Genomic DNA, 3,999 nt, shown 5'->3' with positions numbered 1-3,999 from the left:
CAACGATATCGACCTCGAGAGCGACGACGAGAGCCACGAGTTCGAGGCTGACGACCACGACATCGAGCAGGACGGCGACGACATCGACGTCGAAGGCGACGACTTCGAGTTCGAGAACGACCTGTTTGGTGCCGACTTCGAGACCGACGCCATCGATATCGAACTGGACGACGACGACCTGGAGGTTGACACCGACGACGGTCTCGAGTTCGAAGGCGAGGACGACGATGTCGAATTCGAGACTGACGACCACGAAATCGAACAGGAGGGCGATGAAGTGGAAGTAGAGGACTTCAATGACGACTTCGAATTCGAGAACGATGACGACGAGGTGGAGTTCGAGACCGACGACATCGACATCGAGCACAGCGACGAGAACCTCGACTTCGAGAAAGACGGGGGACTCGACCTCGAGTCAGACGGTGAACACATAGATCTCGAACGCGACGAGCACGAAGACACCGAGGTTGAGGTGTTCCTTGACGACCTCACCCGAAGCGAGATTATTGAACTCGGCACCGAAACCGGTGCGGACGACCTCGATGACCTCGCGGACATGGACATCGAAGACCTCGACGACCACGAAGTCGAGATGCTCGAACGGTTCCTCACCGACGACGACAGCAAAGACGACAGCGAGTAAATCCCGCTATCTGGAGAACCGTACTGTAAACGGTGTAGAAGGGTTCAAACCCGAATACCTCCCAGGTAGCACCCTGGGATTTATGCATTACAGACGCATATAATACGTGATGGCGCGGGCTCGGATAGGGCGCCGAGAGGTAGTGACTGCTGGCGGAGCGATACTAACAGGAAGCCTCCTCCCCGGTTGTCTCGGCACCATCAGAGGCAGGACTGACAGTATTTCTATCGCGGCGACCGAAGGGGAAGGACGGTTGTTCCGAAGACTAACTGACGAGTTTGTTACTGTCGAGACTGGTATCGAAGTCAACGTCGAATTGAAACCGTACGACGCATTGTACGAACAAAACCGCAAACTACTGGCTGAGAAGCGCGACGAATTCGACCTCGTATTCATGGACGACCCCTGGTTCCCGAATTTTGCCTCTGACTTGGAACCGATTGCGGAGTATCTCCCGGATGGAGTCCCCGACGAATACATTCAGACGACGCTCGACATCGCCCACTGGCCGACACCACGGGGCCCGTTGCCCCCTGAAGTAAGAGATGAAGACCCGACCTTGCGGGGGTTGGTCGTCGTCGGAAATACGCAGATTTTCGTGTACAACGCAGCGTACTTCAACCAGGTCGGATACGACCCGCCCGAAACCTATCGGGACGTCCTCGAAGCGGGACGGGCGATAGACGAGATCGACGGCGTCCACGGATACGTCATCCGCGGAGCGCAAGGAAATCCGATAGTTACGAACTTCTTTCCGGTCGGGTTCTCGCAGGCCGGGAGCATGTTCGATACTGACTGGCGATTCCAGTGGAACTCACAGGACGGTATCGAGGCTCTCAGGTTCTTCGTGAAGGAGTTAGCCGACATCAGTCCCGCAGACGTCACGAAGTACAACGAAGACGAGGTCGTTACAACACTCGCTCAGGGAACGGCCGCACAGGCCAGCACTTGGCCTGGTACGGCTTCTCTTGCGATAGAAGACGATAGCCCGGCGACCGGAGACCTCGCATTCACGGTCATACCGAGTAACGGCGATGGTCGCAGAGCACCACAGCAGGGAAACTGGATTGTCGGTATCAACTCCTACACGAGTGAGGCGGCGAAGAAAGCCAGCGGTAAAGTAATACAGTCGTTTGTCTCCAGAGAGGGTCAGGAACGCTACGTCGATATCGGTGGTGTTCCCTTCCGTCACGACACCTTCGAGAACAACCTCGACGCTCGGCCGTGGATGGAAGCGCTTTACGAGAGCCTGCAGGAAGCCCGATGGCGTCCGCGGACACCTCTCTGGCCGGTTATCGAGCAAGAATTTGGATTACGGCTTCACAGTGCCCTAGGCGGTCCAATCTCTGCTGAGGAAGCGATGAGTAGTGCTGAAACGGAAATCGAGAGCGTACTCAAAAATGCTGGATACTACTGATAGCACTGGCACCTCGGGATGCCACTCCCACTCGTTCGAACCTACGAGCTTCCCGGTCGCATACGGGTTGTGCAGTAATATTCGCCCAATTGATGTGAGTCCCATCGAGCGACCCTGACGATGTTCGACCTAATCAGACGAATCGTGCCCGACAAGGTCCGCCGGAGTTACGTCCTCAAATTCGGGCTTTCGCTCTTGTTCCTCGGGACGCTGGTCGGTTCGCTGGGGTACTTCACGACGAACGAGATGACGGCTGCCGTAGAACAGAACGTCATGGAGGAGCACGCGACGGTGGCTTCGGAGGAGGGTCGCAATTTCCGGATTTGGCACGAACAAAACAAGCGGTTAACGGGTGCACTCACGGCAACGGACGTCGTCAGGAGCCGTGGTGTCGAAGACATCCAGCGGCACCTGCGACATCAACTGGTCTTCTTCCCGGATGCGACACACCGCGTCGACTACGTCAATACGACGAGCAACAAGATACTCGCGGGCACGAGGGAGGTGGACACGCTTCGTGAGGCTGACTTTCCCGGCGCTTCTCGGGTAAATACGACTCTCGACCCAGCCAAGCCGCTTGTCACCGAACCGTATCTGATAAACAACAAAACGCTAGTGGTCTCGTACGTACGTCCGGTCAGTGGACAGCCTGACCGAGCAATCGTCCTCACGATGGATTTGGGTGTGTACGGGCAGAACTTCCGGACCCACGGCAGGTCAGAGCTGACGCTCGTGGTCGATTCAGACGACCGGATTATCATGAGTGACGAGTTCGACCCTCGATACGGCGTCGAGTACGGACAGATATTTGAACGGCTTCCCGACCAGCACGGTATCCTTCCAGCGGCACGAAATATCGAACCCGGCGAAGATCCGAGCGGGGCAATGGAAATCGGCGATCGTCCGAGTGGACTGTTAAGAGATGGATACGGATTCGACCCCGACGGCTACGTCGTCGGGTACTATTACTTCCCCGACCAGGGCTGGGTCTTGCTCTATTACCAGTCGACGGCGGACGCCTACGGCTTCGTCCACGCGGTTCGACAGTACGGCACTCTGGTGACTATCGTGAGCGTGCTCCTCATCGGCGTCGTTGGAGCCATCCTCGGGCGGAATACGGCTGTTGCCGTCGACAGATTGACCCAGAAAGCCGGACGTATCGAATCCGGTAACTTCGACGTCGACTTCGACACCGACCGAATTGACAACATCGGGCAGTTGTACAGAGCCTTCGACGAGATGCAGCGTACGATACGCGAGAACCTGCGAGCGTCTGCTCTCATTGATAACGCGTCGGACCTCATCACGCAGGTCGACGAGAACGGCGATATTACGTTCCAAAGCCCCTCTTCACGCACGATACTCGGATATGACCCCGAGCAGATGAATGGGACTTCGTTGCTCTCCCACATCCACCCGGACGACAAACCGACCGTCGAGTCAGCACTGACAGGTGCCAACGAACCTCACCGCATCGAATTCAGGATGCAGGATGCGGACGGTCAATGGCGTGTTCTCGAGGGCACGTGCGAGAAAGTAGCAAAGAACCCGTTCGTTACAGGTGTCGTGTTGACCTGTCACGACATTACGGAACGCATCGAGCGCCAGCAGGAACTCGAAGAGACCAAACAAGAACTCGAACGGTCGAACGAGGCACTCCAGCAGTTCGCTTATATCGCCTCGCACGACCTCCAGGAGCCGCTACGAATGGTTAGTAGTTATCTCGACTTGCTTTCGATGGAGTACGGAGACCAACTAGACGAGGAGGCCAACGAGTACATCGAATTCGCCGTCAACGGCGCAGAACGGATGCGAAACATGATTAACGGACTGCTCGCTTACTCCAGGGTCAAAACACAGGCGGGGGAATCCGACACTACAGACCCGACCCACACAGTGTGTGATGTCTCTCCGTCTTTTAATCTCCTCGTACATAAGG

At 56.4% G+C, this 3,999-nt stretch carries 2 protein-coding genes and 1 pseudogene; all 3 read left to right on the top strand.

The features are described from left to right. Nucleotides 1-643, top strand: a pseudogene (locus QT222_RS06725) (hypothetical protein); the annotation flags it as partial. A 142-nt stretch (nt 644-785) separates the two neighbouring features. Continuing rightward, nucleotides 786-2,060, top strand: a complete 1,275-nt coding sequence (locus tag QT222_RS06720) for an extracellular solute-binding protein (RefSeq protein ID WP_491476717.1) — start codon at nt 786-788, stop codon at nt 2,058-2,060. 120 nt (nt 2,061-2,180) lie between these two features. Beyond that, on the top strand, nt 2,181-3,999 hold a 1,819-nt coding region (locus tag QT222_RS06715; protein ID WP_491476716.1), incomplete at its 3' end, for a sensor histidine kinase.

The organism is Haloferax sp. s1 (genome assembly GCF_058382125.1).
The sequence above is the reverse complement of the archived record's forward strand: the minus strand, read 5'-3'. Positions and strand labels throughout refer to the sequence as shown.